The organism is Halobacillus massiliensis (genome assembly GCF_900166625.1).
In the GTDB taxonomy this organism is placed as follows: Bacteria; Bacillota; Bacilli; order Bacillales; family Halobacillaceae; genus Halobacillus_A; species Halobacillus_A massiliensis.
In genome coordinates this window covers 1560526-1584191 of sequence record NZ_LT800499.1, presented here as the reverse complement: position 1 = coordinate 1584191, position 23666 = coordinate 1560526, and the positions used below count along the sequence as shown (strand labels likewise).

Genomic DNA, 23666 nt, shown 5'->3' with positions numbered 1-23666 from the left:
TCAGCTTTCATGGAGTATCCCTGCCTTCTTAATGAGCGGATTGTCGATATAGGTATAAACCGACTGGTTGGCTAGTGATCCCTGGAGTTCATCCATATTATAAAAACGGGTCAGAAGGTTGGCTTTACCTGCCAGTACAGAAGAATGTAATAAGCTGTGAATTAATAAAGAATTTGGATCAAATTGTTCGAGTTTTTCACGAACAATATCTATTAACTCTTCTTCATCTGCCAGTTTTTGTGTACCGAAACTGTTGATTAAACCAAACAAATGGTTAATGAAAAAGTAATAACGCAGCCGCTCCACAGCGATCTCATCCTCACAGATTGTGTCACTTTTTTCATTTAAGGTTGGCAGAAAGCCTCTGAGCTTATCTGCTTTAGTTTCACTAAAATAGTATCCTTGGTTATCACGATAATAGAACATGGATGGGTACCCGCCTTCAAGCTCAACGAGTGAATTCTGCTGGTGTGCTTCAAGTGCAAGACCATATTCATCAAAGATTGAAAGAAGCGGTCCAACGGTTATCTTCACATATTTTCGAAACCAGTCCTTACTGACTTCCGCAGTTGTCCGATTTTCTTCCTGTGCCAGTTTTTCAATGATAGAAGCCAGTCTTGCACGACCGGAAAACGGTTGTTCCTGACATAATCCAGCAATTAATGTTACGGATTTCCGCTGATTATGAAAGGGGTTTGTCCGCAGCACGACATCATACGCTACAGTAGGGCTTGCAACGTCAAGTTTCATATAACCAGGATCTTCAATCACTTGAAAATAGGGATGCTGCTGTCTGATTTTCTTGCCGAAGTCCGTATTTAAAAGCCTTGAAACTTCTACTCCTCGATCGAGTTCTTTTTGTAAGTTTCCTCTGAGGGAGTTAGTAATTTTTATAGGTACAGAGAACTTTAGCATGTAAGGGTAGTCTTCACGATATACCGTTCTAAACGAGGAAGTGGACTTTACTTTCGACCCCTGAGGCCCTAAGTAAGCCGCATGGCCTGATTGCATCAACTCCTGGACTCGTTCATCCTTTAACATGTCTTTAGCTTGAAGGGGATGGACGGGAAGAAGTGCAGAATCTTCTTTCACAGCCTGTTCAATTAAACCCGAATTGAATTCTTTATCCTCTTTTAAAAATTTCATGACCTGATCGGACGCTTTTTCATTAGCAGCAAAATCTTCATTAATCCACTTCTTACTCACTTTAAAGTAATGAAGTTCAAATTCGCCTTTTAGTTCCGGGGAAAGAAGCTCATCCTCTTCCACGCTGAGGCCTTGTTTACTTTTTGGTGTTGGATGCAGCATATGTCCAATCAGCAGAGACTGCTCGGCTTCAATGAAATCAAACTCATGATCCAATAAGTGTGGAACATCTTTTTCACGGGATTCTATATATTTAGCAATCTGCTGACAGCTTAATATTACCCGAAGCATTAGCTCATCTTCCGTTTCCTCTCTCCCATATTCAACAGCAAGATCTTTCATAATGAGAGAGACAAGTGAAATATAATCAAGTTCCATTTTGTTCTTATTTTTTATTAAATAAATAGGGAACTGAAACACATGTCTTGCAGTAATTGATCTGTATCCGACAGGGATTGAGATTTTAGCTTCCAGATGAGGTAAAGAAATTTCAAAAACCTCCAAACCAGCATCCTCCTGTTTCACTTCAAAGTTGCCTGTTTCTCTTAAATAACAGTTCAAAAAGCTCTGCATCGTGGTTTGTTCTGCATACTTCTTCACATTCATCATTTAAGCTCCTCCTTTGCTTTGAGAAATTTTAAACCAAGGGACTGAATTTCCTCTAAAACTTCCTGTGTATCCACACTGGAAGTTCTTGGGTTTAGCAGCGTAAATTTCATGTAAGTATGACCATAAACTTTTGTCTTTGCTGCGATAGCTCTTCCACTGAACAGCATTTCCTGCTGAATCTTTCTGTTCAGTTCACTTAATTCTTCAGGGCTTATATCCTCACCCTCAAAACGAAAGATCACAGTATTTAATTCAGGTTCAGGGTTAGCAACAGTTAGATATTCCATCCTCTGAATGGTAGCTGCTGTTTCTTTCGCAGTTACAAATGTATGGTCTACCATTTGCTGCATCTGGGAGAGGCCTACAACTTTAAGTGTCATAAACAGCTTTAAAGCGTCAAACCGACGTGTTGTGGCAACTGATTTATTAACAAGGTGAGGCATGCCTCCTTCCTCATCCTCTTCAGGATTTAAATAATCCGCATGGTGATTGATGTATTTGAAATTTCTTTTATCGTTTATTAAAAAAGCTCCGCAACTGATCGGCTGATAAAAAAGCTTGTGGAAATCTACTGTAATGGAATCAGCCAGCGAGAGGCCTTTAAGCTTGTCAGCGTGTGATTCACTTAATATTAGCGCACCGCCATACGCGGCGTCGGCATGGAACCATAAGTCATACTGATCGGCTAATGAAGCAAGTTCTGTTAATGGATCTATGCTTCCAAAGTCTGTTGTGCCACATGTTCCCACGATAGCAAAAGGATAACTTTCTTCTGCAATTAACTCTTTAAGCTTCTGTTCGGCTTCTTTTACACACATCCTGTGTTTGGAATCGGTAGGAATGGAAACTACCGCATCTTCACCGAGCCCTAACTGGTAAGCTGATTTCTTTACTGTGAAGTGTGCTTCTTCAGAACAAAGAATTTTCATGTTAGAAGCTTCATAAGGAAGCCCGTATTTTTTCACATTGTGATTCCATTTTTTCTCACAGAACGCGTCCCGGGCCAGAAGCAGCCCCATGTAATTCGATTGTGTACCTCCGCTTGTAAACACTCCATCTGCATTTCCACTTAACTGATACTGATTGATTAACCAGCTGATCATTTCTTCTTCTACAAAGGTAGCTGCCGGGCTTTGATCCCAGGAGTCCATCGACTGGTTGTATACGCTTATAATTAATTCAGCAGCAACTCCGGCTAATAGCGGTGGACAGTGTAAGTGGCCCATCGACCGTTCGTCCGTTACATGCAGACTGTTCTGCATAATTGCAGGCCCTATCATTTGGAGAACTTCTTCAATGGATTCTCCTTCTCGCTTAAAAGTAATAATATTTCTTACCTCTTCCTCCACCTGTGAAGGAAGTTTCCCTTGATAGGGAACTGTTTGTTCTAAATTAATATCGATTAATTGGTTTACGACTTTTTGAATAATCTCTTCAAATTCTTTTATTCCTTCAGGCTGTTTATTTAAAAACAGATGATTAAAATTTTGTTTAATATTGGGAGTATAACTATGACCGATTAGTTGTGCCGGCAAATGATCGCCTCCAAGTAATTGATAATTATTTTCAATTAAAGCATAATTGATAATGATTATCAATGTCAATGAAACTTATGAGCTACTTATTTCAGAATTTTAACGAATTTTTAAAGTTGGTCTGTGAGTTGAATATCCTGCATAATTTCAATTTTTATCCTTCTGTTTCCATAAAAAAACAGGCAGACCTATGATGTGGTATACCTGCTTGAAGAATTGGTGAAGCTTCTCATTTAACTACAGAATTTGAGTCTTTTATCTTATCTTTTAGATTCTCAATGCATGTTTTCCGTAAATAATAAATATACGGTTAGGTTACGGACAGCATTACTTAAAATAAAAAAACTGTCGGGATAATCCCGACAGCCATAATAAATTCTATTTTATTGTTCATAATCGTGATCCGTGACCGCACCTTTAGATGCCGAGGAAACGAGACGAGCATATTTAGCAAGCATTCCTGTTTTATGTTTAGGTTCAGGACGTACCCATTCTCTCTGACGCTTTTCAAACTCTTCCTCAGAAATTTCAAAATTGATTTCCTGGGTGTCACTGTCAATAGTAATGATGTCTCCATCCTTCAATAGACCGATCGGACCTCCGACCGCAGATTCAGGCGCTATATGACCAATAACAAAGCCGTGCGATCCTCCGGAAAAACGCCCGTCCGTAAGAAGAGCTACTTTTCCATTTAGTCCTTTTCCGACAATCATAGCTGTAATGGACAACATTTCCGGCATTCCTGGTCCGCCTTTTGGCCCAACATTTCGAATGACGACAACATCGCCTTCTTTTACTTTATTATTTACAATGGCCTCTGTTGTTTCCGCTTCACTATCAAACACGCGGGCAGGTCCTTCAAAACGACTGATTTTCTGTCCGGACATTTTAGCTACTGCCCCTTCAGGCGCAAGGTTTCCTTTTAAAAGAACCAATGGACCGTTCGGCTTGATCGGCTTGTCAAAAGGTACGATAACCTGTTGATCTTCTTTTAGCGGCGGCGCTTCAGAAAGGTTCTCTGCTAATGTTCTGCCTGTAACGGTCAGACAATCTCCATGAAGAAGCCCTTCTTCCAGAAGCACTTTCATAACTGCAGGCACTCCGCCTGCTTCATACAAGTCCTGCATCACGTATTTGCCGCTCGGCTTCATGTCTGCAATATGAGGTACGTTTAGACGGATGCGTTCAAAATCATCAATAGACAAATCCACACCTGCTGAATGAGCGATTGCCGTTAAATGGAGGAATGCATTACTTGAACCACCGAGAGCCATAACTACAGTGATCGCATTTTCAAATGCTTCCTTAGTCATAATGTCTCTTGGGTATATGTCCTGCTCAAGCAAGTTGATGACAAGCTCTCCTGCCTGCTCACACTCCTGTTCCTTGTAATCATTGACTGCCGGAGTCGAAGAAGAACCAGGAATACTCATACCAAGCGCTTCTACTGCTGCAGCCATTGTATTGGCCGTATACATACCGCCGCAAGCTCCTGCACCAGGACATGCGTGACATTCAACTTTATGAAGCTGGGCATCATCAATTGTTCCTTCATGATATTGGCCAACCGCTTCAAAGGAAGAGACAATATCAATATCTTTTCCATCGAGCTTACCGGGCTGGATAGTGCCTCCGTACACATAAACTGACGGTATATTAAGGCGGCCCAGGGCCATTAAACACCCAGGTGTAGTTTTATCACAGCCACCGATTGCGACCACTCCATCCAGACGTTCCGCTCCCGCAACGGTTTCAATGGAATCAGCTATAATTTCTCGGCTTGGAAGCGAATAGTGCATACCTTCATGCCCCATCGCAATTCCGTCAGATACTGTTATTGTATTAAAAATCATCGGAGCTCCTCCGTTGTTCGAAGCCCCTGATTTTGCGTTTCTTGCCAAGCCATCGATATGTACGTTACAAGGAGTAACTTCGCTCCACGTACTTGCGATCCCGATCATCGGCTTTTTAAAATCTTCATCTGTAAATCCGACGGCACGAAGCATAGACCTGTTCGGCACACGATTTACTCCTTCGCTGATTACTTTACTGCGAATTCTTAAATCCTTTTTCTCAGACACTTCTCTCATCCCTTCCTCAAGTTCATCCAATGTAGGTGTAAACATCTACTTATAATGATGATACAGATTTCCGACAATGTTCGCAATCAATATTCAGAAAATAGCCAACTTTCTTTTAAGTGAAACGCTTACATAATACACATTTATCCATAAAATAAATAAAATAGTTAAGACGGTACTGATCAATAATCAATTTAAGAAAAAAACTTTGCTTTCCCACTGATTTGTTATAAACTTCAATAATAATGACTATTTTAAATAGGATTGGTGTTCATGGATAAACAAAAGATTTATGAAAAATTATTGGAGCTTGTTAAAAAGGATAATGTAAAAGTAGATGAAATGCTGAGAAACCATCTATATACTAAACTGGGCGGTAAAGCGGATTTCTTCATTACTCCTACTACATTTAAAGAAATTCAGAATGTCGTGAAATTTTCAAATGAAGAAGACATCCCATTTACCTTACTAGGAAACGGTTCGAATCTCATCATAAAAGATGGTGGAATAAGAGGGATCGTTATTAACCTTAAAGATTTAAATGATATCTCCACAGATGGAAATACGATAGTCGCCCAAAGCGGAGCACGTATTATTGACGTTTCCCGCCAAGCATTAAAAGAGAACTTATCTGGTCTTGAATTCGCCTGTGGTATTCCCGGCACTGTTGGTGGTGCTCTATATATGAACGCTGGCGCATACGGCGGTGAAATAAAAGACGTGCTTGATTATGCGTATGTCATTGACCGGGACGGAAACTTAGTAAAGCGTCTGGCTTCAGATTTAGATCTCGATTACCGAACGAGTAATATCGATAAAAATAAAGACATTGTTATAGAAGCTACATTCAGCCTGAAACCAGGGAAAACTGAGGATATTAAAGCGGTTATGGATGATCTGACACACAAGCGCGAATCCAAACAGCCTCTCGAGTATCCTTCATGCGGTAGTGTGTTTAAACGCCCTCCCGGTTATTTTGCCGGAAAGCTGATCCAGGACAGCCACCTTCAGGGAACAAGTATTGGAGGAGCGGAAGTTTCTACAAAACATGCAGGTTTTATTATCAATAAAGATAATGCGACAACGGATGAATATATCCGTTTGATTGAGCACGTTCAAAAAACAGTAAAAGAAAACTTCGGTGTGGAGTTAGAGCGAGAAGTTCGAATAATCGGAGAAGATCTTCCTTCATAACGAATGATAGAACCCAGCTGATGAAGCTGGGTTTTTTTGAGCTTTAAGGGCATGGACCCTCTCTTAAAAGCGAATGTAGTCATAAGATAGATTAAAAGGTAAGGAGGAAATTCTTATGACTGTTAATGATATATACAGCCGATTACAAAGGCTGGAGGAAGAAGTAAGCCAAATTAAGGACCAATTAAACAGCATGTTAAATGATAAGAACGAGAATAGTGGCAATTTGTTAGCTCTCACTCCAATTTTATCAATGCTGGATTTAGATATAAATAAAATGGCTGACCTGCTAACTAAAGAGGACATCCTGCAAAAAGTAATGAACCAGCTGAAAGCTACAGAAGAATAATAAAATGTTCCCGTACCATTTGCCTTAATAAAGAGAGCCGGACCTGGGGAAACAACTCGCTTTCCATGGGCGAACGCTTAGCTTCCTCGGACTTTGCCCTCCAGGATCTTCTCTAGATAAACGTTCTGTTTACACCAACACCGGTAGGAAATGGTGTGACTCCTGCAGGGAGATAGAGCTGGGGCCAGATCCACGAGTGTAACGAGTTAGCCCAACGTCTCCCTGCGGAAAGCTTATCATTTTTAAAGCACTTTTCGTTACACGATAAATAGAACAGCTCTTTCTCTGTTTAGGCTGAGATCGAACCCTTGAAAAATGTAAAAAACGCGTGAAAGCAGATTTAATACTCTGGATTTCACGCGTTTTTAATTGCTTTTAACTCTTATTTAAACTCTCTTGTAGCTGTTACCGCTTTCTTCCACCCATCATAGAGCTTCTTCTGCTCTGATTCATCCATTTCATGATTAAAAGTTTTTTCATTTTTCCACTGCTTCGCAATTTCTTCTTTATCTTTCCAATATCCTACCGCCAGTCCAGCTAAGTATGCAGCACCTAAAGCAGTCGTCTCCTGAATTACCGGCCGCTCTACAGGTACACTTAAAATATCACTTTGGAACTGCATTAAAAAGTTATTCTTAACGGCTCCCCCATCGACTCGCAATGTTTTCAAATCAATTCCGGAATCGGCAATCATAGCATCCAGTACATCTTTTGTCTGATAAGCAAGTGATTCCAAAGTAGCCCTGATTACATGGTCTTTTGAAGTACCTCGGGTTAAACCAAACATAGCTCCCCTGGCATCGCTGTCCCAATATGGCGTTCCTAGCCCGACAAAAGCAGGTACTAAGTATACTCCCTCTGTAGACTCCACTCTTAATGCATGCTGTTCACTATCAGGGGCACTTTCAATTAGTTTTAATCCATCGCGCAGCCATTGAATAGCAGACCCAGCTACAAATATACTTCCTTCCAGAGCATATTCAACTTTCCCATCTACTCCCCACGCTAATGTAGTTAATAGACCATGTTCTGATTTGACGCCTTCTTCACCGGTATTCATCAGCATGAAACATCCTGTTCCATAGGTGTTTTTAGCCATTCCTTTCTCAAAACACGCCTGTCCAAATAAAGCTGCCTGCTGATCTCCAGCAATACCGGCAATTGGAACCTCGTGCCCGAAGAAGTGGTAATCCACAGTTTTCGCATAAACTTCTGAAGACTGTTTTACTTCAGGAAGCATGCTCTTCGGTACCGTCAGAATATCAAGGAGTTCCTCATCCCACTTCAGATCATAGATATTAAACATCAATGTCCGGGAAGCATTGGAATAATCAGTAATATGTGTTTTTCCTCCAGAAAGCTTATACACTAGCCAAGTATCCATCGTTCCAAAAAGAAGGTCACCATTCTCTGCTTTTTCCCGGGCTCCTTCTACATTATCAAGAATCCATTTCACTTTCGTTCCAGAGAAATAAGGGTCAAGGAGAAGGCCTGTCTTCTTATTAAATAAATCATTATGTCCCTCCGCCCTCAACTCATTACAAATCTCTTGAGTTTGACGGGACTGCCATACGATTGCTTTATAGATAGGTTTTCCATTATTTTTATCCCAGACGACAGTGGTTTCACGCTGATTGGTAATTCCAATTCCGGCAATTTGATCTGGGTCGACGTCCGCTTTTCTTAATACATCAGCAATACAAGCTAAAACCGAGTTCCAAATCTCATTGGCATCATGCTCCACCCAGCCTGGTTTAGGGAAAAACTGTTCAAATTCCTTTTGTCCTGTCTCTACAATTTCTCCAGCTTCGTTAAAAAGAATGGCACGTGAGCTTGTCGTCCCCTGGTCTAATGATAAAATGTATTTGTTACTCATTCTGCATCTCCTCCTATTTATATTTAAATGTAGTTTATACTATTTTCTCTTCTACTTGATCTGCTGCAGTCTCACCTTTTTTCAGCTCCGAAGAAGCAGCTCCTACTAAAATGAATGCCATGACAACACTTAAAATCCAAAACAATGGTGAAAAATTCCCTGTAAAAATTGCTCCATAAAAAACGGCTCCATAGCTTCCTCCTAGAAGAGGACCCACAATTGGAATCCAGGCATATCCCCAATCGGAACTGCCTTTACCAGGAATCGGAAGCAGCGCATGAGCAATTCTCGGCCCTAAGTCACGCGCTGGATTGATCGCGTAACCAGTCGTTCCACCGAGAGACATCCCGATCGCTACAATTAAAGCACCGACAATTAACGGATTTAAGCCTTCCGTAAACTCATTAGCCCCGATAAACAGAATGGCCAATACTAACACAAATGTTCCAATAACTTCACTAATTAAGTTTGAAAAAGGGCTGCGGACAGCGGGATCTGTGGAAAACACCGCAAGCTTTGCCCCTGTGTCTTCTGTAATTTTCCAATGAGGTAAATAATTTAAAAATACAATTACACCGCCAATGAAAGCTCCAATTACTTGAGCACTCATATACATAGGCACTTTCGACCAGGCGATATCTCCCTGAATGGCAAGTCCTAACGTTACCGCCGGGTTGATATGGGCACCTGTAAAGTTTCCTACCGCATATATTGCCATCGTTACAGCAAGTCCCCATCCAAGGGTGATAACTACCCAGCCGGCGCCTTCTGCTTTAGAATTCTTAAGCACAACGCCGCCTACAACACCTCCACCAAAGATTATCAATATCATTGTGCCGATAAGCTCTGCTGCAAATTCTGACATCATATTTCCTCCTTTTTGTTCTCTGTTGATTTCTGCTCTTAGACAGCTCTAAGTTATTCCTAGTAAAAGAGACGAAAAAAAGACCCACACCAAACATTAGTACTATTCTCTTAACAGTACTAAAATCGCGTGAGTCTCCAAATCTCCGTCACTAAGTTAACTTGTTGATTACAACTTAACTGATTTTGTAAACGCTGTCAACTTAAATTTACTAATTTCTTTAAAATATTACATCATACTTTATCTCGTACATGAAGCTCTAAGTGAGCTGTAAACCCGACGAAGAGCCGCAGCAATAGCAGCTTTCTGCTCACAATTCCCTAATAGAGCAGCAATTAAATAAGCGACAATCAAAAGCACTAAAATTAAAACACCCGCAATGAAATCTGCAACCATGCGTTGTACACCCCCATTTATATAGATTGTGAGATGTCGTCTCATTACTAATCTATTCTTAGTGGAAGAAAGTGCATGGCCGATTTACCCTTACTTAATAGAAAAAGGCGAAAAAAGATAGAAAAACAATAAAAAAACCCATAAAAAAAACCACCAATTATGTATTGGTGGAGACGGTGGGAGTCGAACCCACGTCCGGAGATATCGGCACTCGGGCTTCTACAAGCTTAGTTGATATATTATCTTTCACTCTCTCTTCAGCCTATCAACAGGCTTCCGAGGAGCTAACCTGATTAGTCTCTTCGTCCTTCCTCAGGTGGTGGAAGAACGCGTAGCTCGCTTCAGTTTGAGACCCTTCAATCTGGCACACGAGCAATGCCAGGAAGGATCAGCTATAGACTACTTACGCAGCTACAGCTAGGTTATCGTTAGATTCGCCAGTTATATTTAGGCAAATGACGTTTAGCGAGTCGTCGCCTCGACCTGCAACCCGAGCTCGACCTATCCCCGTCGAATCCGTAACGTCCCCGTTAGGATTAAACAGAGCGTCAAGCTCCTCAATATCGCTTATTGCGACATTTCTATTATAACATAATAACCATTTAATTCAACCCTTATCAGCTATTTCAAGCTTTCTTTAATCGCACGGTCGATTTCTCGATTTACTTGTTTTCTCTTTAAGTCTTCTCGTTTGTCATACTTTTTCTTCCCTCGGCCCAGACCGAGCAAAAGTTTGGCTACTCCATTTTTAATATAAATTTTCAAAGGAACAAGCGCATAGCCTTTCTGCTGGGTGGCCCCAATCAGCTGGCTTATTTGTTTACGATGAAGCAGCAGCTTGCGGGCGCGCGTGGGATCGTGGTTGTAAATATTTCCTTGTTCATAGTGGGAAATGTGCATATTATGGATGAAAACTTCCCCATTATGAATTCTTGCAAAGCTTTCTTTTAAATTTACCCGGCCGGCGCGAATTGACTTAATTTCCGTTCCTTGAAGCACGATTCCCGCTTCAAATGTTTCTTCAATAAAGTAATCATGTCCGGCTTTTTTATTTTGTGCAATTGTTTTTCCTGGACCTCTTGGCATCACGTTCTCCTCCTAGTTGAATTCCTTTTAAATTGTATCAAAAAAGCGCTTTGTTTCCAATTTTAATGAGACAGTAAAATAGACAGCCGCTTTGTCCGTGTGAGACTATATTTTTGCAGAATATTACAATAAAGGAGACTATGCTCATGTTGCCACAAATGCTGCAGCCTCGTAAATTAACTATAAATGATTTACCGTCCCTCCAGAAAATGGATACAGGAATAGAAGACGATTATATTCTTCGCATTTTCGATAAACTGATTGAATCACCTGCTCAGGAATTATATGGGTTATTTCACAACCACCAGCTGCTTTCCTTAGCGGGGTATAGTTTATTTGGAAAAGATCAATTCGCAATGATTGGACGATTGAGAAGTGATCAAAATCATCGCTCTAAAGGCTTTGCGACATTGCTCCTCCAGAAAGTAATTAAAGATCTCTATAAGCGGCCTTCGGTTAAATGGGTTGGAGCAAATACACATGTGCATAATCTGTCGGCACGACGCACTCTAGAAAAATCGGGACTTACTGATGGACCTATCTCGTACTATTTAACGCTGACGGCTCCGGAGAAATTATCTGGGCACACTCAAGGAAACCGTTGGATAGAAGTGCATGAGCTGCCTGAAAAAAGAAGATACCTTTTAGAACTTTCCCAAAACGCACTCGGCTTGTTTCCATATGAATGTTATTACCCGCTTCCCTATGATGCTTCTTTGTTTTCAGAGGAGTATTTAAAAGCATCCAATCTGTACGTTAAGTCTGATGGAAGCCGTTTTGTGCTCATAAATAATGATCAAAAGAAATATAACTATTCGCATGTGAAGTACTTCTGGAATGATCATTATAACCAGCCGGGTTTTTTTGAAACAGTTCTTCACCATTGGAAAGAAAATCCTGACAATATCGGCTGCTGGATTGATTTTTCACCCCAAGGATATCGGAACATCCCTGATCTTACACCATACCACGTTCAGGAACCCTGGATTTTATATAATTTTGAACTGCGCTGAATTACAATAGAAACGGCTGTCGCAAAATCGACAGCCGATCCAGAATTTCATTTATTTCTTCTTTTTTCCTTTTTTCACTTTATTCTTCACCGCTTTGTTCCGATAGAAGGGTTTATTGCCTTTTTGTTTATTCTTTTTCTTTTTACGATCAGGACTTTTCGTATCAATATGTTTCGGTCTTGCTGAGCGTTCTCTTTCTTTACGAGGCTTCATCCCTACGATTTCAAAATCGATGACTCTTTCATCAAGGTTTACATTAGAGACGCGGACGGTAATTTCATCACCAATACGATACATATTAGCCGTTCTTTCGCCAATTAAAGCAAACTGTTTCTCCTGAAAGTTATAGTAATCGTCGGTCAGGGTGCTCACATGGACAAGGCCTTCCACAGTGTTTGGAAGCTCGACGAATAATCCAAAGCTGGTCACAGAACTGATGACACCATCATACTCTTCACCAATTTTATCTTCCATATATTCCGCTTTCTTCAAATCATCTGTTTCACGTTCTGCATCAACCGCAGCGCGTTCCATCTCAGAAGAATGTTTCGCTATTTCAGGAAGCTGATCCTTCCAATGCTTGCGGGTTTTATAATCGAGTTTTTCCTGAATAAGATACGTACGGATCAATCGGTGTACGATTAAATCAGGATAACGGCGGATCGGTGAGGTAAAGTGTGTATAGTACTCTGTCGATAACCCGAAGTGTCCCAAACTTTGAGGGTCATACTTCGCCTGCTGCATTGAACGCAGCATCAGCTTAGAAATGATCATTTCTTCCTGAGAATCTTTCACCGTTTCTAAAATTTTCTGCAAAGCCTGAGGATGTACGTTTTCTGAGGAACCTTTTACAGAGTAACCTAAGTTCGTTACAAACTCGAAGAAATTATGGAGCTTTGACTCATCGGGATCTTCGTGGATCCGGTGAATGAAAGGCACTTCCATCCAGTGAAAGTGTTCTGCTACTGTTTCGTTTGCCGCAAGCATAAACTCTTCGATCAGCTTTTCAGCGACAGATCGTTCTCTCAGTTTTACATCAACTGCCTTGCCTTCTTCATCGACAATAACCCCAGCTTCCTTAAAATCAAAGTCTATGGCCCCTCTGTCGAAGCGTTTCTTTCGAAGGGTAGCTGCAAGACTCTCCATTTCTCTGAACATTGGTACGAGATCTTTATACTTCTCAACAAGTTCTGAATCATTATCTTCAAGGATGGAATTAACATCTTTATAAGTCATTCTCTCATTTGTTTTAATAACACTTTGGAAAATTTCATGATTTACGATCTGACCCTTAGCGTCAATTTCCATTTCACATGATAAGGTAAGCCGGTCTACTTTAGGATTTAAAGAACATATACCATTAGACAGTCTATGTGGAATCATAGGGATTACACGATCTACTAAGTATACACTTGTAGCTCTTTCACGCGCCTCTTTGTCAAGCGGAGAATCCTGTTCCACATAATAAGTAACATCAGCAATGTGAACACCTAGCTTATAGTTGCCATTCTCAAGCTTCTTCACCGTAACTGCATCATCTAAGTCCTTCGCATCTGCCCCGTCGATGGTGACAATCGTTTCATCTCTCAGGTCGCGGCGGTTTTTGATTTCATCTTCATGAATCTGTTCCGGAGTATCAGCCGCCTGCTGGAGTACTTCTTCGGGAAAATCGGTCTTAATGCCGTGTTTATGAATGATTGAGATAATATCGATGCCCGGGTCATTTTTATGGCCAAGGATTTCTACGATTTCTCCCTCTGCACTCATTCTCTCTTCAGGAAATTTGGTAATTTCAACAATTACTTTATGTCCGTCAACAGCTCCATTGGATTGCGCTTTAGGGATAAAAATATCATGGGGGATCCGTTTATCATCTGCTACTACAAACCCGAAGTTTCTGCTTGATTCATACGTACCCACCACGCGCTTGGTCGCACGCTCAAGAATTCTAATAACCGTTCCTTCCGGCCGCTGCCCTGTTTCATCTCGCTTTTCGATTCGTACGAGAACACGATCATTATTCATCGCCGAATTCAAATCTGAATGGTGAAGATAAACATCATCTTTCTCCTCATCATCCGGAATGAGAAAAGCGAATCCTTTCGCATGCATCTGGATCTTTCCGCGGATAAGATTCATTTTTTCAGGAAGTCCGAAGCGATTCTTCCTTGTGCGGACAAGCTCTCCTTCATCTTCCAGGGTATTAAGTGCCTTCATCAAATCTTTAAAGTCTTGGTCCTCTTCTAAAGTGATTAATTGTTCTAATTCCTGCACAGATAGAGGTTTAGAGGCTGTTTCGTTAAAGTACTTCAGTATGCTTTGTTTAAGTTCTGTATTCATTGTCTTCCTCCTTTTAAGGCCAAGACTCTAACCACTTAGGACCAGTCCAATGAATTTAAAAATTCGAGGATGTCTTCGTGTAGCTGTTCTTTTTCTTGATCCATTGTGATCACATGGCCAGAGTTTTTGTACCATTTTATGTTTTTCTCGTTAGCTTCTACTGTATTGTAGATGTAGTTGGCGCTTTCTGTATTAATCATTTCATCTTTCTCCGCCTGAACTACAAAGGCTGGAGCGTAAATTTGGTCTATTTCATCATGCACACTGGTAATAAATTGACCAAGCTGTGTAAACATATCTTTGGATTCGTCCATGAGTTCATTAATTTCTTCCTCAATGGTTTCTTTATCTTTTCCTTCAAGCTGCTTATATTGTTTCGCTTTAAGGCGGAATCCTTGGGTCAATTGTTCTTCGTTATCAAAAAACATCGGTGAACACATTGTAACAATACCCTTAATAGGCTCTGAGTATGCAAGTTTTAAACCGAGAACTCCACCTAAGGAAAGACCGGCAACTGCGATTTTTTTATACCCTAGCTCCTTCAAATAGTTATATGAGTCCATTACGTCTGCCCACCACTGTTCAGGCGTCACATCAATTAATGCTTCTAACTCTTGTCCGTGCCCTCTGTAAATAGGAGCATGTGCCGTATAGCCGTTCTTCTGCAGGAAACGGCCCAGCATTCTTACATCTGCAGAATGTCCAGTAAAACCATGCAGGAGCAGAACAGCACGATCTCCCTCTGCTTTAAATGTAAAAGGTTCTGGCTGTTTGATTTTCATAACTAAAAAACTCCTTACTTCAACTATTTCCTTATTTATTAATTTCATTCCCCAATTTCAATGTTTCTATTTTACCAGAGGACGCATTTTAATACCTAAAAAACTGCACAATAAAAACCGTGCTTGTTTTTAACACGGTTTTAAACAATGGATTCTTTATCCTAAAATATACGTTGCGAGAAAAGCCAATACAAAGAAAAGAACTCCTGTCACAATCGTAGCCCGGTGCAGGACTGCATCAATTCCACGTGCTTTCTGTTTTCCAAACAATTGTTCAGCACCGCCAGAAATAGCTCCTGACAATCCGGCACTTTTTCCTGATTGAAGAAGAACAAGAATAATAAGAATAACTGTATCAATCGCCAGCAAAGTAATTGCAAGTGTTTCCATAGTTGTTCCAACACCTCCTAAAAACGCACAACAAACTATTTTAAATGTAGCATAATTGCCTTTTAACGGCAACTAATACTTGTATAAAAGTGATTGATCGTTTCCGCTCGTTATATTGATTGTTTTTGATTGGAAATGATTGTTTTTGATTGATTTTTGTAAGGGCTTACCTTACAATAGATTTAGAGCTCCTAATAAGGAGGGGATAGTATGCTGACTGCTGAAAGGCAGAAGGTTATTTTAGATTTACTTAATGAACAACAAACAGTTAAATTGAAAGACATCACAGAAGCAACCGGAGCCTCCGATTCTACGATCCGACGAGATTTAGATCTTTTAGAAAGAGCGGGAAAACTTCGTAGAATTCATGGCGGCGCATCATTAAGGCGGCCTGCCAGTGAAGAATTAAGCATGGGGGAAAAGATCTCTAAGTTTTATGAAGAGAAAAAGTCGATTAGCCGTATGGCTGCAGACCTTATAAAGGACGGCGAATGTATTTATATTGATGCTGGCTCAACGACTTTTGAAATGATACAGTTTCTAGCTGACAAAGACATCACAGTAGTCACGAATGGATTAAGTCATATGAACGCTTTAACCGAGCTATATATTCCTACTTACATGATTGGCGGATATGTTAAAGAACATACACGCGCGATCATTGGCACTATGGCAGTAAATAGTTTAAAGCAATTTCGATTTGACCAATGCTTCATGGGAGTGAATGGAATCACAGTCGAACATGGTTTTACTACACCCGATCCTGAAGAAGCCGCCGTTAAGCGAACAGCTCTTTCTCTATCCCAAAAAAAATATTTTGTTGCAGATTCTTCTAAATTTGGCGAAGTCACTTTTTCACAAATTGCCGATATTGAGGAGGCACAAATTATTACAAATGATACAGGTCAGCTATTAGACCCTTTCAGAAAAAAAACAAACATAAAGGTTGTGACATCTTGATCTATACTTGTACCCTTAACCCTTCCATAGATTACATTATGCACTTGGATCAACTAAAGTCTGGAAGCCTCAACAGGTCTACTCAGACTATGTATTACCCTGGAGGTAAAGGAATTAACGTTTCACGTGTGATGAAAAGATTTGGTACATCCAATACCGCTCTCGGCTTTGTGGGACATTTTACCGGTCAATTCATTACAAGCTATCTTGAAAATGAAGGAATTCAGCAGGATTTTATTCAAATCGATGACTTTACACGTATCAATGTCAAGCTGAAAGCAGATGAAGAAACGGAAATCAACGGCCCTGGTCCAAAGATTAGTGAAGAACCGTTTAATCAGTTGATCCAGCAAGTCCGTTCGCTGTCAGCAGATGACTATTTAATCCTTGCCGGAAGTGTTCCTTCTTCACTGCCTGAAGATTTTTATTTTCAAATTGCAGAACTCTGCAAAAAAAATAATGTGCATTTAGCTGCTGATACTTCAGGAGATGCTCTTAAGCAAATTGCAGGAAGCCCCCTCTTTTTTATGAAGCCTAATGATCATGAACTAGGTGAGCTCTTTAATACAAAAATTGAGACAAAAGAGCAAGCCGCCCATTATGGACAGAAACTTGCTGAGCAGGGGGCAGAGCACGTCATTGTTTCCATGGGTGGAAGAGGTGCTGTCTACGTAAGCAAAGATCAAAAGCTGTTTGCCACCGTCCCAAAAGGAGAAGTTAAAAATTCTGTGGGTGCAGGTGACTCGGTCGTAGCTGGATTTATTTCAGCCATCGAAAAGGGCGCCCCAGTTGAAGAGGCCTTCCGTCAGGGCGTTGCCTCAGGGAGCGCTACAGCATTTCAGGATGACTTATGCAGTAAGGAAGAAGCTGACCAGCTTTTAAGTGAAATTTCAATATCACCAATTAACTAAGGAGGGTTTTTCATGAAAATAACAGATTTACTGACAATGGATACGATACTGTTAAACATGACATCCAGTTCAAAGCCAGAAGCTATTGATGAGCTTATTGGCAAGCTTGATCAGGCCGGAAAGTTAAATGACCGTGATGAATTTAAAAAAGCTATCGAAGCACGCGAAGAGCAAAGTACGACAGGTATTGGCGAAGGCATCGCCATTCCCCACGCAAAAACAGTTGCCGTTAAAGATCCAGCGATTGCGTTTGGCCGCTCACAGGAGGGGCTGGATTATGAATCACTCGATGGTCAGCCTACTAACCTGTTTTTTATGATAGCTGCATCCGAAGGAGCAAATCAGACACACCTTGAAACTTTATCCCGTTTGTCACAGTTCCTTATGGATAAGAATTTTCGCCAGCAGCTGGAAACGGCTAAAACAGATGCAGATGTCATTGAAGCGATTAATGCTAAAGAAGCTGAGGACGATGAAGAAGAAACACAGGAAAGTTCTTCTGAAGGAAAAATTCTCGCTGTTACAGCGTGTCCAACAGGAATCGCACACACTTACATGGCAGCAGATAAGCTTAAAGAAACAGCTAAAGAATTGGGAGTAGACATTAAAGTCCAGACCAATGGATCAAGTGGTGTGAAAAACAGACTAACTACCGAAGATATTGAGCAGGCGGCTGCGATTATTGTGGCTGCTGATACAAAAGTAGATATGAGCGTATTTGACGGTAAACATGTCATTGAAGTTCCGGTAGCAAAAGCGATTCATGAACCTAAAAATTTAATTAATAAAGCGACAAGCCAGGATGCCCCGATCTACCGTCATGAAGGCGGCCGTTCTGATTCTGAGGGAGACGGAAACAAACGAAGCGGTATTTATAAGCACCTGATGAATGGTGTTTCAAACATGCTTCCATTTGTAGTCGGCGGCGGGATTCTAATTGCGATTTCTTTCTTCTTTGGTATAAATTCAGCCGACCCGACCAGTCCTGAATATAACCGCTTCGCTGAAATGCTTAGTACGATCGGCGGAGGAAATGCATTTTTCCTTCTTGTACCGGTCCTCGCAGGGTTTATTGCTTCAAGTATTGCTGACCGTCCTGGTTTTGCACCTGGTATGGTCGGTGGATTAATCGCTGTAACTTCAGGTGTAGAAGGTGCAGATGGTGGATCAGGCTTCCTCGGCGGTTTGATTGCCGGTTTTCTTGCTGGTTATTTGACTCTAGGTATTAAGAAAATGCTTTCTGGACTTCCGCAAGTAATGGATGGATTAAAAACTGTACTCTTTTATCCTGTTCTCTCTATCTTTGGAACAGGGATGATTATGCTGTTAATTAACCCGCCTCTTACTAGTATCTATACAGGGCTGCTCAGCTGGCTTGAAGGATTAAGCGGCGCAAATATCGCACTGTTAGGAATAATTATTGGTGGTATGATGGCCGTTGATATGGGCGGTCCGATTAATAAAGCTGCTTATACTTTCGGGCTTGCCACTCTGGATGCAGGAAACTATTCCATCATCGCTGCTGCAATGGCCGGCGGAATGGTTCCACCACTTGCGATGGCGTTTGCATCGACAATTTTCAAGAACAAATTTACGCCACAGGAGCGAGAATCAGGAAAGACAGCTTATGCACTGGGTGCTTTCTTTATTACGGAAGGGGCGATTCCGTTTGCAGCGGCTGACCCTGCTCGTGTTATCCCATCTATGGTGGTGGGATCAGCCCTTACTGGCGCCTTGACAATGCTGTTTAGTATAGGTCTTACTGCCCCGCACGGAGGAATTATCGTCATTGGACTCGTTGAAGGCGGCCTGACAAAAGCCCTCCTTTACATCCTTGCTATATTAATCGGTTCCATAGTTGCAGCAATTATGGTAGGATTCTTGAAAAAGGACCTAAGAAAAGCTTAAAATAGTATAGTTAGGTCTATATACTGAAAGAGACTAATTGAGGAGGAATTAATGTGGTAGAAAAAACTTTTACAATTACTTCAGCAGACGGAGTACATGCTCGTCCGGCAACCGTGCTTGTACAAAACGCAGGAAAATACGAATCAGATATTAACCTTCACTATAAAGAGAAGGCTGTAAACTTAAAGTCCATTATGGGGATTATGAGCCTGGGTATTCCAGCAGGCGCCGAGGTTAAAATTACAGCTGAAGGAAATGATGAGCAGGAAGCTCTTGATCATCTTTCCAGTACTCTAAAGAATGAAGGTTTGGGGGAGTAATTTAATGACACATCTTCAAGGAATTGCGGCTTCCAGCGGTATTGCGATTGCTAAAGTTTACCGTCTGGAAGCACCAGACCTTTCTTACAGCAAGACAAAAGTAGACCAGCCTGAACCGGAAGTAAAGCGTCTTCACGATGCTTTAGATATTTCCAAGCAGGAATTAGAAAAGATTAAAGAACATACAAAAAAATCGCTTGGTGATGAGCATGCAGAGATTTTCTCTGCCCATCTGCTTGTACTCAGCGATCCTGAGCTCATTAAGCCGATTGAAGATAAAATTAAAAGCGAAAATGTAAACGCAGAAGCTGCTCTGGATGAAACAGCAAACATGTTTATTGACATGTTCAAAAGCATGGATAACGAATATATGCGTGAGCGTGCTGCTGATATCCAGGACGTTACGAAGCGTGTTATGGCACACCTTCTTAATGTAACTTTCCCTGATCCAGCCTTAATTAATGAAGAAGTGGTCATTGTTGCTGATGATTTAACTCCTTCTGATACAGCACAGCTAAATAAACAGTTCGTTAAAGGGTTTACAACGGACATTGGAGGCCGTACGTCTCATTCTGCAATCATGGCCCGTTCACTTGAGATTCCAGCAGTTGTTGGTACGAAAGACATCACGAAGAAGGCCGATAAAGATGTATTAATCATTGTGGACGGTATTGATGGAGATGTTATTATTGATCCTTCATCAGAAGAAATCCAGCGTTATGAGAAAAAACAGGCGGATTTTGAAGAGAAAAAACAAGAGTGGGCGAAGCTTAAAGATGAAGCTACAGTCACATCTGATGATGTTCACGTAGAACTAGCCGCGAATATTGGAACACCTGAAGATGTTGAAGGTGTTTTAAATAACGGCGGTGAAGGTGTCGGGCTTTACCGTACAGAATTTCTTTACATGGGTAAAAGCCAGCTTCCTACTGAAGAAGAGCAATACGATTCCTACTCATCAGTCCTAAAACAAATGGGAGATAAACCAGTGGTCGTCCGTACCCTTGATATCGGTGGGGATAAAGAACTTGATTACCTTGATCTTCCTAAAGAAATGAATCCATTCCTTGGTTTCCGTGCCATTCGTCTATGCCTTGAACGTGATGATATTTTTCGCGTACAGCTAAGAGCTCTTCTGCGTGCAAGCGTTCATGGAAACCTAAAGATAATGTTTCCGATGATTGCCACACTTGATGAATTCCGTCAGGCTAAAGCGATCTTAGATGAAGAGAAGAACAAGCTCGTTGAGGAAGGCCGCGAAGTAGCCAGCTCTATTGAAGTGGGCATGATGGTAGAAATTCCTTCGACTGCAGTCATTGCTCGTCAGTTTGCTAAAGAAGTCGATTTCTTCAGTATCGGAACAAATGACTTGATTCAGTATACAATGGCAGCTGACCGAATGAATGAACGAGTTTCTTACCTCTATCAGCCATACAACCCGGCAATCCTTAATTTAATCAATAATGTGATTGAAGCCGCCCATGCAGAAGGAAAATGGGCAGGAATGTGTGGAGAAATGGCCGGAGATGAAATTGCTATTCCTATTCTCTTAGGTTTAGGATTAGATGAATTCAGCATGAGTGCTACATCCATCCTGCCTGCCCGTACACAGCTTAAGAATCTTTCCAAGCAGGGAATGGCTTCTTATAAAGATGACATTCTATCACTGGGTACAGCCGAAGAAGTGGTTGAATTTGTTAAAAAGAAAACTGATCTTGTTTAATACAAATTAAATCACGTGGTACACTAAAGAAGGAGGGTTTCCCTCCTTCTTTTAATTATTTGAAGAAAGAAGTGTTACCGTGACCTTTACGATTGTAATGATTTTATGTGTGGCGATTGTTCTAGGGATCGCTGGAGCATTCTGGGCCGCTATTTCAAAAGGGTATGCCTATAAACACACGATTGATCCGCATCCTGAAGAAGCAGGCGAAAGCGATAAAAAAGACCCTGACCGATTATAATACAACCCGGTCAGGGTCTTTTTTCTGTTTGTCTATGTAAGCCTGGCATCCCTAATTTGCAAGTGAACTTTCTCCCTTTGCTTTTCCTTTGGTATTAAATTAGGATAACCTATTTGCAGGACAGCCGCTATTTTATGTTGAGCAGGAGCTAATCCAATGCCCTGAATGAACTTTTCATCATTAATATAAGGACTGGTCGTCCACAGCATCCCTATCCCCTGCGCCCAGCCAAGAAGCTGTACGTTTTGGATATAGGCACAAACCGCAGCATAATCCTCTTCATATTTGTGTGTGTCCTTATCTTTATCTAAATAGATTAAAGCATGATGAGGAATATTTATTAAAAATTTCTTAATCCCTTCCATCATACTTCTTGTTTTTTCTTCTCCATAGCCATCAGCCAATCCAAGTCGTACATAAGATTCAATAACAAGGTCCGCATATTCAGCTTTTCCTTCCTCTTGAAACAGGATCACCGACCAAGGCTGTTTCATCCGGTGGTTTGGCGCCCAGGCCGCAGCATTAAAAATATCCTGAAGTACATTCTGGTAAACTTCTTCTTTTTTAAAATCGTGAATCGAACGTCTGCTTTTTATAGCTTCCACAAGTTCCAAGCCTCTTCCTCCATTTCTCCATGTATGTTTTTATGCTAGTAACGTCCTAAAAACTTATTAAGGGAGGCCGCCTTAATTTAACAGCATGACCTCACTGTAAAAATCAGGTGGCTGTCCTGCCTTTTTACTCAAATAGATGAGTTATATTTTAAACAGATTTTTCACTTGATACCCCATGTAATAGGCCCATTCCCCAAAGAAAAAAGGCAGCTTTTTTTCAATCGACTGATAAGCTGAATATTTAGTAGATACCCCTTCTGCTGATATTCCGTTTTCCCTCGCTATGCTCACTGCTCTTTTTAAATGAAAAGAGTCGCTTACGATTAAAATGGATTGGATATTATGGCTTTGGATAAGCTTTCGTGTATTTCTGATGTTATCTTTTGTCTGCAGGGATTGGTCTTCTACAAGAATCCTTTCAGGCGGAACCCCCTGCTCTACCGCAAAGTTCTTGCCTACTTCTGCTTCTGAAAGTGAAGAGCCTTTGCCGGCTCCTCCTGTCATAATAATTTTGTCAACTTGTCCATTTTCATATAATTCGACTGCTTGTTTAAGTCTTCCTTCAAAGACCGGGCTTGGTGAACCGTTCCACTGAGCAGCTCCTAACACAACAGCCGCGTCAGCTTCTTCTGTTCTTCCTTCCTCCCCATATGTCCAGATCGAATAGCCGGTGAAAATCACGTAAAATAAAAGCCCAAATAGAGCTAATCGTATTATAATTTTCATAATAATTTCTCCTACAATTTGTTTCTCTGTCTATCATACAAGATAACAAGAAAAAAAACCTCTCTCAATGTTGAGGAAATATTCCCATAATCTTTCTGAACTGGAATATCAATGACTTTTCTCAAGTAACCGGTAAGCTAGCTCGAAATAATCGCGAATCTGCTCTTTGACTTTATCTCCCTGCAGGAGGTTTAGGCATTTCCATGAACTTCTTATTTAGGAAAGAGAAAAGGCTGTTTCGTTTAATGTAGTAAGAGAAAATCGGCTGGGAATTAGCTCGCTTTCCGCGGGGAGCCGGTGAGCTAGCTCGTTACAATCGCGGATCTCACCATGGCTCTATCTCCCTGCAGGAGTCTCGCCATTTCCCAGCCTCTTCAACGGTATTATTCTAAACGAAACACCATGCCTTTATAGGGAGCCAACGGAAATAAGCTCTCCATGATACGGCTATACTAATTTTCATAAAGGGCCAGGGGAAACGGCGAGACTCCTATGGGAGAGAAGAACAGGGTGAGATCCCGGAAGGCTTTAGCCTTAGGAAGCTCACCGTTCGCCCATGGAAAGCGAGTTGTTTCCCAGGCCCGTTTTTCTATATGAATAT

21 protein-coding genes and 1 other RNA gene are annotated in these 23666 nt (G+C 41.1%); 9 read left to right on the top strand and 13 right to left on the bottom strand.

Annotation, left to right across the window (positions count from 1 at the left end):
• The 3 genes from B7E06_RS07795 to ilvD all read right to left on the bottom strand — a co-directional run bounded on the left by B7E06_RS07795 (position 1) and on the right by ilvD (position 5380).
• Positions 1–1755, bottom strand: a complete 1755-nt coding sequence (locus B7E06_RS07795; protein WP_082233441.1) for an IucA/IucC family protein — start codon at positions 1753–1755, stop codon at positions 1–3.
• Positions 1752–3290: a pyridoxal phosphate-dependent decarboxylase family protein gene (locus B7E06_RS07790; protein WP_245807701.1), complete on the bottom strand. Its 1539-nt coding sequence runs from the start codon at positions 3288–3290 to the stop codon at positions 1752–1754. Before B7E06_RS07790 ends, B7E06_RS07795 begins: the two co-directional genes overlap by 4 nt.
• A 383-nt stretch (positions 3291–3673) precedes the next feature.
• Positions 3674–5380 (bottom strand): dihydroxy-acid dehydratase, encoded by a 1707-nt coding sequence (gene ilvD, locus B7E06_RS07785; protein WP_425432190.1) that lies wholly within the window; start codon positions 5378–5380, stop codon positions 3674–3676.
• A 264-nt stretch (positions 5381–5644) separates the two neighbouring features.
• On the opposite strand from ilvD, the gene murB reads away from it, so the two are divergent.
• Both murB and B7E06_RS07775 read left to right on the top strand, forming a co-directional pair.
• Positions 5645–6565: a UDP-N-acetylmuramate dehydrogenase gene (murB, locus tag B7E06_RS07780; protein ID WP_082233440.1), complete on the top strand. Its 921-nt coding sequence runs from the start codon at positions 5645–5647 to the stop codon at positions 6563–6565.
• Between the two features lie 115 nt (positions 6566–6680).
• A complete protein-coding gene (locus B7E06_RS07775; protein ID WP_082233439.1) occupies positions 6681–6914 on the top strand; it encodes a hypothetical protein in 234 nt (77 codons plus the stop codon).
• 382 nt (positions 6915–7296) lie between these two features.
• On the opposite strand, the gene glpK is transcribed toward B7E06_RS07775, so the two are convergent.
• The 5 genes from glpK to smpB form a co-directional block, all read right to left on the bottom strand.
• Entirely contained in the window at positions 7297–8790 is a 1494-nt protein-coding gene (glpK, locus tag B7E06_RS07770; protein WP_082233438.1) for a glycerol kinase GlpK, read from the bottom strand.
• 34 nt (positions 8791–8824) lie between these two features.
• A complete protein-coding gene (locus B7E06_RS07765; RefSeq protein ID WP_082233437.1) occupies positions 8825–9655 on the bottom strand; it encodes an MIP/aquaporin family protein in 831 nt (276 codons plus the stop codon).
• A 240-nt stretch (positions 9656–9895) separates the two neighbouring features.
• Positions 9896–10051 carry a hypothetical protein gene (locus B7E06_RS21825; RefSeq protein ID WP_179134011.1) on the bottom strand — a complete coding sequence of 52 codons (156 nt, stop codon included), beginning with the start codon at positions 10049–10051 and terminating at the stop codon, positions 9896–9898.
• A gap of 165 nt (positions 10052–10216) precedes the next feature.
• Positions 10217–10580: a transfer-messenger RNA gene (gene ssrA / locus B7E06_RS07760) on the bottom strand.
• A gap of 92 nt (positions 10581–10672) precedes the next feature.
• Positions 10673–11137, bottom strand: coding sequence for an SsrA-binding protein SmpB (gene smpB / locus B7E06_RS07755; protein WP_082233436.1), 465 nt, complete (start codon positions 11135–11137; stop codon positions 10673–10675).
• Positions 11138–11283: 146 nt separating this feature from the next.
• Between smpB and B7E06_RS07750 the strand changes: the two genes are divergently transcribed.
• Positions 11284–12150, top strand: coding sequence for a GNAT family N-acetyltransferase (locus B7E06_RS07750; protein ID WP_245807700.1), 867 nt, complete (start codon positions 11284–11286; stop codon positions 12148–12150).
• 51 nt (positions 12151–12201) lie between these two features.
• Here the strand turns inward: B7E06_RS07750 and rnr are convergent, their stop codons facing one another.
• The 3 genes from rnr to secG all read right to left on the bottom strand — a co-directional run bounded on the left by rnr (position 12202) and on the right by secG (position 15662).
• Positions 12202–14490, bottom strand: a complete 2289-nt coding sequence (gene rnr, locus B7E06_RS07745; protein ID WP_082233435.1) for a ribonuclease R — start codon at positions 14488–14490, stop codon at positions 12202–12204.
• A gap of 35 nt (positions 14491–14525) precedes the next feature.
• Complete coding sequence (locus B7E06_RS07740) at positions 14526–15272, bottom strand: alpha/beta hydrolase (RefSeq protein ID WP_082233434.1); 747 nt, start codon at positions 15270–15272, stop codon at positions 14526–14528.
• A gap of 156 nt (positions 15273–15428) precedes the next feature.
• On the bottom strand, positions 15429–15662 hold the full coding sequence (secG, locus tag B7E06_RS07735) for a preprotein translocase subunit SecG (protein ID WP_082233433.1): 234 nt from the start codon (positions 15660–15662) through the stop codon (positions 15429–15431).
• Positions 15663–15872: 210 nt separating this feature from the next.
• On the opposite strand from secG, the gene B7E06_RS07730 reads away from it, so the two are divergent.
• The 6 genes from B7E06_RS07730 (at position 15873) to ytzI (ending at position 21725) form a co-directional block, all read left to right on the top strand.
• Positions 15873–16622 (top strand): DeoR/GlpR family DNA-binding transcription regulator, encoded by a 750-nt coding sequence (locus B7E06_RS07730; RefSeq protein WP_082233432.1) that lies wholly within the window; start codon positions 15873–15875, stop codon positions 16620–16622.
• A complete protein-coding gene (gene pfkB, locus B7E06_RS07725) occupies positions 16619–17533 on the top strand; it encodes a 1-phosphofructokinase (protein ID WP_082233431.1) in 915 nt (304 codons plus the stop codon). The genes B7E06_RS07730 and pfkB overlap by 4 nt, the downstream gene beginning before the upstream one ends.
• Positions 17534–17545: 12 nt before the next feature.
• Positions 17546–19441, top strand: a complete 1896-nt coding sequence (locus B7E06_RS07720; RefSeq protein WP_082233430.1) for a PTS fructose transporter subunit IIABC — start codon at positions 17546–17548, stop codon at positions 19439–19441.
• 53 nt (positions 19442–19494) lie between these two features.
• The gene (locus B7E06_RS07715) at positions 19495–19761 is read left to right on the top strand and encodes a phosphocarrier protein HPr (protein ID WP_082233429.1); all 267 of its coding nucleotides are present in this window, start codon (positions 19495–19497) and stop codon (positions 19759–19761) included.
• A gap of 4 nt (positions 19762–19765) precedes the next feature.
• Positions 19766–21484 (top strand): phosphoenolpyruvate--protein phosphotransferase, encoded by a 1719-nt coding sequence (gene ptsP, locus B7E06_RS07710; RefSeq protein WP_082233428.1) that lies wholly within the window; start codon positions 19766–19768, stop codon positions 21482–21484.
• A 79-nt stretch (positions 21485–21563) separates the two neighbouring features.
• Positions 21564–21725, top strand: coding sequence for a YtzI protein (ytzI, locus tag B7E06_RS07705; protein WP_245807699.1), 162 nt, complete (start codon positions 21564–21566; stop codon positions 21723–21725).
• A 32-nt stretch (positions 21726–21757) separates the two neighbouring features.
• Here ytzI and B7E06_RS07700 read toward each other — a convergent pair whose 3' ends face one another.
• Both B7E06_RS07700 and B7E06_RS07695 read right to left on the bottom strand, forming a co-directional pair.
• Positions 21758–22330, bottom strand: a complete 573-nt coding sequence (locus B7E06_RS07700) for a nitroreductase family protein (RefSeq protein WP_245807803.1) — start codon at positions 22328–22330, stop codon at positions 21758–21760.
• A gap of 150 nt (positions 22331–22480) precedes the next feature.
• Entirely contained in the window at positions 22481–23065 is a 585-nt protein-coding gene (locus B7E06_RS07695) for a YdcF family protein (RefSeq protein WP_082233426.1), read from the bottom strand.
• Between the last annotated feature and the right edge of the window lie 601 nt (positions 23066–23666).

Excerpts from the sequence above, each read along its gene's own strand:
- B7E06_RS07795 (WP_082233441.1), bottom strand. The coding sequence starts at position 1,755 with ATGATGAATGTGAAGAAGTATGCAGAACAAACCACGATGCAGAGCTTT.
- ilvD (WP_425432190.1), bottom strand. The coding sequence starts at position 5,380 with ATGAGAGAAGTGTCTGAGAAAAAGGATTTAAGAATTCGCAGTAAAGTA.
- murB (WP_082233440.1), top strand. The coding sequence starts at position 5,645 with ATGGATAAACAAAAGATTTATGAAAAATTATTGGAGCTTGTTAAAAAG.
- B7E06_RS07775 (WP_082233439.1), top strand. The coding sequence starts at position 6,681 with ATGACTGTTAATGATATATACAGCCGATTACAAAGGCTGGAGGAAGAA.
- glpK (WP_082233438.1), bottom strand. The coding sequence starts at position 8,790 with ATGAGTAACAAATACATTTTATCATTAGACCAGGGGACGACAAGCTCA.
- B7E06_RS07765 (WP_082233437.1), bottom strand. The coding sequence starts at position 9,655 with ATGTCAGAATTTGCAGCAGAGCTTATCGGCACAATGATATTGATAATC.
- B7E06_RS21825 (WP_179134011.1), bottom strand. The coding sequence starts at position 10,051 with ATGGTTGCAGATTTCATTGCGGGTGTTTTAATTTTAGTGCTTTTGATT.
- smpB (WP_082233436.1), bottom strand. The coding sequence starts at position 11,137 with ATGCCAAGAGGTCCAGGAAAAACAATTGCACAAAATAAAAAAGCCGGA.
- B7E06_RS07750 (WP_245807700.1), top strand. The coding sequence starts at position 11,284 with ATGTTGCCACAAATGCTGCAGCCTCGTAAATTAACTATAAATGATTTA.
- rnr (WP_082233435.1), bottom strand. The coding sequence starts at position 14,490 with ATGAATACAGAACTTAAACAAAGCATACTGAAGTACTTTAACGAAACA.
- B7E06_RS07740 (WP_082233434.1), bottom strand. The coding sequence starts at position 15,272 with ATGAAAATCAAACAGCCAGAACCTTTTACATTTAAAGCAGAGGGAGAT.
- secG (WP_082233433.1), bottom strand. The coding sequence starts at position 15,662 with ATGGAAACACTTGCAATTACTTTGCTGGCGATTGATACAGTTATTCTT.
- B7E06_RS07730 (WP_082233432.1), top strand. The coding sequence starts at position 15,873 with ATGCTGACTGCTGAAAGGCAGAAGGTTATTTTAGATTTACTTAATGAA.
- B7E06_RS07720 (WP_082233430.1), top strand. The coding sequence starts at position 17,546 with ATGAAAATAACAGATTTACTGACAATGGATACGATACTGTTAAACATG.
- ptsP (WP_082233428.1), top strand. The coding sequence starts at position 19,766 with ATGACACATCTTCAAGGAATTGCGGCTTCCAGCGGTATTGCGATTGCT.
- B7E06_RS07695 (WP_082233426.1), bottom strand. The coding sequence starts at position 23,065 with ATGAAAATTATAATACGATTAGCTCTATTTGGGCTTTTATTTTACGTG.